Genomic DNA, 4,718 nt, shown 5'->3' on the forward strand with positions numbered 1-4,718 from the left:
ATGCGCAGGCGGCTGCGGGTGTGGGTGGTGTGATCAAGATGGTGGAGGCGATGCGGCACGGGGTGTTGCCGAGGACGCTGCACGTGGACGAGCCGTCGCCGATGGTCGACTGGTCGAGCGGTGCGGTGGAGTTGCTGACGGAGGCGCGGGAGTGGCCGGTCACGGGCCGGCCCCGCCGAGCGGGGGTCTCCTCGTTCGGGATCAGCGGTACCAACGCCCACGTCATCATCGAGGAACCCGAACCACGACCCGCCCCCGAGCCACGGCCGACATCCCCCCGGCCGACCGCGGGAGACGCATTCTGGCTGCTGTCCGCCCGCACCGAGCCCGCCCTCACGGCCCAGGCCGGACGGCTGCTCGCCCATCTGACGGCGCACCCGGAGACGGACCTCGCCGACATCGGCCACGCCCTGGCCACCACGCGGGCGCTGCACGACCGGCGCGCGGTCGTCGTGGCCGCGGACCGCGCCGAACTGCTCGACGGGCTGGGCGCGCTGGCCCGCGGCGAGAGCGGCGCCACCGTTCTGCGAGCCGCCCCCGCGGTACGCGGGAAGACGGCGTTCCTGCTGACGGGTCAGGGTGCGCAGCGACTGGGCATGGGCCGGGAGCTCTACGGGACCTCACCGGTCTTCGCCGCCGCACTCGACGACGTCTGCGCGCACCTGGACCGGGAACTGGTCCGGCCGCTGAAGTCGGTGCTGTTCGCCCCGGAGGGCTCCGCCGACTCGGCACTGATCGACCAGACGGCATTCACCCAGGCCGCGCTGTTCGCCGTGGAGACCGCCCTCTTCCGGCTCGCCGAGCACCACGGCCTCACCCCGGACTTCCTGCTCGGCCACTCCGTGGGCGAGGTCACCGCCGCCCACCTCTCGGGTGTCCTGGACCTGCCGGACGCCGCCGTCCTCGTGGCGGAGCGCGGCCGGCTGATGCAGGCCGTCCGGGAGGGCGGCGCCATGGCGGCGATCGAGGCGGCGGAGGAGGATGTGCGCGCCGCGCTCGGACCGTACGACGGACGGGTCGACGTCGCCGCGGTCAACTCGCCGCGCTCCACGGTCGTCTCCGGCGACGCCGCCGCCGTCGAGGCGGTCGCGGACCACTTCGGCAAGCAGGGCGCCCGGACCAGGCGACTGCCGGTCAGCCACGCCTTCCACTCGCCGCACATGGAAGAGATCCTCGACGAGTTCCGCGCGGTCGCCGCCGGGCTGACCTACCGGGAACCCCGCATCCCGATCGTCTCCAACCTCAGCGGCGAGATCGCCACGGCGCAGGAGCTCGCCTCGCCCGACTACTGGGCGCGGCACATCCGCGGGACCGTCCGCTTCCTGGACGGCGTGCGCCTGCTGGAGGGCCGGGGCGTCACCGAATGGGTGGAGCTGGGCCCCGACGGGGTGCTGACCGCTCTGGTACAGCAGTCGCTGACCGATGAGGCCGGCGCCGTCGTCGCCACCCTGCGCCGCGGCCGCCCCGAACCGCGGACGTTCGCTTCGGCGCTGGGCCTGCTGGCCGCCCACGGAGCCCGGCTCCGCTGGGAGACCGTGTTCCCCGGCGCCCGGCACACCGCGCTGCCCACCTACGCCTTCCAGCGGCAGCGCTACTGGCTGGACGCCCCCGCCTCCGTGGGCGACGCCGCCGGGTTCGGCCTGTCCGCCGCGGACCATCCGCTGCTCGGCGCCGAGCTGTCGCTGGCCGACCGCGACGAGTACGTCTTCACGGGGCGGTTGTCCCTGCACACCCATCCCTGGCTGGCCGACCACGCCGTGGCCGGCGCCGTGCTGGTGCCCGGCACCGGCCTGCTGGAGGTGGCTCTGGCCGCCGGAGAGCGCGCCGGTTCGCCCGCGGTCGGCGAACTGACCCTGGCCGCGCCGCTGGTGGTGCCGCGCCACGGCGCCCGTCGGCTCCAGGTCACCGTGGGCGCGCCGGACGCCGAGGGGGCGCGCCCCCTGCGGATCCACTCCCGGCCCGACGACGACCCGGCCGAGGACGGGTGGACGCTCCACGCCCACGGCACACTGCACGCCGAGGACGGCAGCGCGGACGACGAAGGCGACCTCACGGCCTGGCCGCCGCCCGGCGCCACCGAGACCGACCTGGACGGCGCGTACGACCGACTGGCCGCCCAGGACTACGTCTACGGGCCCGCCTTCCGTAATCTGCGCAGGCTGTGGAGCTCGGACGACGCCCTGTACGCGGAGGTGGCCCTGGACGCCGGTCAACGACCCCTGGCCGGACGGTTCGCGATCCACCCGGCCCTCCTGGACGCCGCTCTGCACCCGCTGCTGCCCGGCGTCGCCCAGGAGACCGGCGACCCGCTGCTGCCCTTCTCGTGGTCCGGCGTCTCCGTGCGCGCCACCGGAGCCACGGCCCTGCGCGTACGGCTCGCCCGTACCGGCACCGAAGCCGGATCCCCGGTCGTCGCGCTGCTCGTCGCCGACGAGCAGGGCACGACGCTCGCCTCGGTACGGGAACTGGCCCTGCGCCCCCGGCAGGCGGGCGCCCCGGACGGCGGGGCGCAGCCCGACGGGCTGCTGCGGATCGACTGGGAGCCGACGGACGGCGCCGCAACGGGCGCCGCGGCCGACGGCTGGGCGGTGCTCGGGGCCGGAGGAGCGGACGCCCTCGGGCTGCGGGCCGGGGTCACCTCGCACGCGGACCCCGCGGCTCTGGTTCGCGCGCTGGACGCGGGAGCACCCGCGCCGGCTGTGCTGGTCCTGCCGTACCTCGCCGGACCGCCTTCCGGCCGTCTCGTGGCCGAGGACGCCCGGGCCGCCGCCCGTGCGGCCCTGGAGGACGTCCAGGCATGGCTGTCCGACGACCGGCTCGCCGGTACCCGCCTCGTCGCCGTCACCCGCCGTGCGGTCGCCACCGCCCCGGACGAGGACGTGACCGACCTGGCACGCGCCCCGCTGTGGGGCCTGCTGCGATCGGCCCAGTCCGAGCACCCGCGGCGGATCCAGCTCGTCGACACCGACGACCCCGGCCGGCTCCCCACCGCTCTTCCCGAGGTGGTGGCGAGCGGAGAACCGCAGGTCGCGCTGCGCGGCGACGGGCTCCTCGTACCACGGCTGGCGCGGGTCCGGCCGGCCGAGGACGCACCGGCGGCCCCGGCGTGGGGCGACGGCGCGGTCCTGATCACGGGTGCCACCGGCACGCTGGGAGCCGTCCTCGCCCGGCATCTGGTGCGGGTGCACGGGGTGCGGGAGTTGGTGCTGGTGAGTCGGCGGGGCGGGGATGCGCCCGGTGCGGCGGAGCTGGTGGGTGAACTGGCGGCCTTGGGTGCGGAGTCGGTGGTGGTGGAGGCGTGTGACGTCACCGACCGGGACCGGCTGGCGGAGTTGGTGGGCCGGGTCGGCAAGGGTCTGTCGGGTGTGGTGCACACGGCGGGCGTGCTGGACGACGCGACGGTGGAGGGGTTGTCGGGTGAGCGGTTGGAGGCCGTGCTGCGTCCCAAGGTGGACGCGGCGTGGCATCTGCACGAGCTGACCAGGGACCTGGGTCTGACTGCCTTCGTCCTGTACTCCTCGGTGGCGGGTCTGCTCGGTACGGCGGGGCAGGCGAACTACGCGGCCGGGAACACGTTCCTGGACGCCCTCGCCGCGCACCGCCGTGCCCACGGCCTGCCCGCCCTCTCCCTGGCCTGGGGCCTGTGGGACCAGTCCAGCACCATCACCGGGCACCTGGCCGACACCGATCTGCGCCGGCTCACCCGCTCCGGGCTGCTGCCCCTGGCCACCGACGACGCGATGGCCCTGTTCGACGCCGTACCGGCGGCCGGGGACAGCACCCTGGCCGTCACCCGGCTCGACGTCCGCGCCCTGCGCGGCCGGAGCGGTGAAGAGGTTCCGGCGGTGCTGCGGGGCCTCGTACGGACCCCGGCCAGGAAACCCCGCGCGGTTGCGGGCTCCGGAGCGGACGCCGGACCGGCGCTGGCCGAGCGGCTGGCGCCGCTGTCCGCCACCGAGCGGGACCGGCTCCTCACCGACCTGGTACGGGCCAGGGCGGCCGCCGTGCTCGGCCATGCCGACGCCGCGGCGATCGATGCCGACCGGCCCGTCCAGGAACTGGGCTTCGACTCACTCACCGCCGTGGAACTGCGCAACCAGCTCGGCGCCGAGACCGGGTTGCGGCTGCCCACCACCCTTGTCTTCGACCAGCCGACGCCCAAGGCCATCGCCGCCTACCTCGCCGGGCAGCTCGTCGTCGAGGAGCCCGCGCCCGACGCGGCCGTGCTCACCGAGCTGTCGCGTCTGCGGACCGTCATCACGTCCGCCGCCGCGGATCCGGACGCCCACGGCCGGATCAGCGCCCAACTGCGCGAACTCCTGCTCGCCGCCGACGCGGCGGCCGGAGACGGCGTCCTTCGCGACACCGAGGACGGCGACCTGGAGTCGGCGACGGACGAGGAACTGTTCGCCTTCGTCGACGAGCTCGACTGAGCAGAGTCACAGGAATCCGCACCGCAACCGAACCGAACACACCTACACGAAAGGGAGTTGAAGCGACATGGCGGGCGAGGAAGAACTCCGGGGCTATCTCAAGAAGGCCGTCGCCGATGTCCGGGAGGCACGTCGGCAGCTGCGGGACATGGAGAGCAGGCGCCACGAGCCGATCGCGATCGTGGGCATGGCGTGCCGTTATCCGGGTGGGGTCTCCTCGCCCGAGGACCTGTGGCGTCTGGTGGCGGAGGGCACGGACGCGGTCAGCGGGTTCCCCGACAACCG

General features: G+C 74.9%; 2 protein-coding genes. Both read left to right on the forward strand.

All coding sequences use genetic code 11. The features are described from left to right. The first annotated feature begins 38 nt into the window (after positions 1 to 38). Positions 39 to 4,433, forward strand: a complete 4,395-nt coding sequence (locus tag Q0994_RS33710) for a type I polyketide synthase (RefSeq protein WP_299542512.1) — start codon at positions 39 to 41, stop codon at positions 4,431 to 4,433. 67 nt (positions 4,434 to 4,500) lie between these two features. Further along, positions 4,501 to 4,718, forward strand: a 218-nt coding sequence (locus Q0994_RS33715; protein ID WP_299542510.1) for a beta-ketoacyl synthase N-terminal-like domain-containing protein, incomplete at its 3' end; no start/stop codon positions are given.

This window comes from uncultured Streptomyces sp. (assembly GCF_947488945.1).
Classification (GTDB): Bacteria; Actinomycetota; Actinomycetes; order Streptomycetales; family Streptomycetaceae; genus Streptomyces.

What these genes read in the sequence shown, in the direction of transcription:
- Q0994_RS33710 (WP_299542512.1), top strand. Translation starts at nt 39, where the DNA reads ATGGTGGAGGCGATGCGGCACGGGGTGTTGCCGAGGACGCTGCACGTG.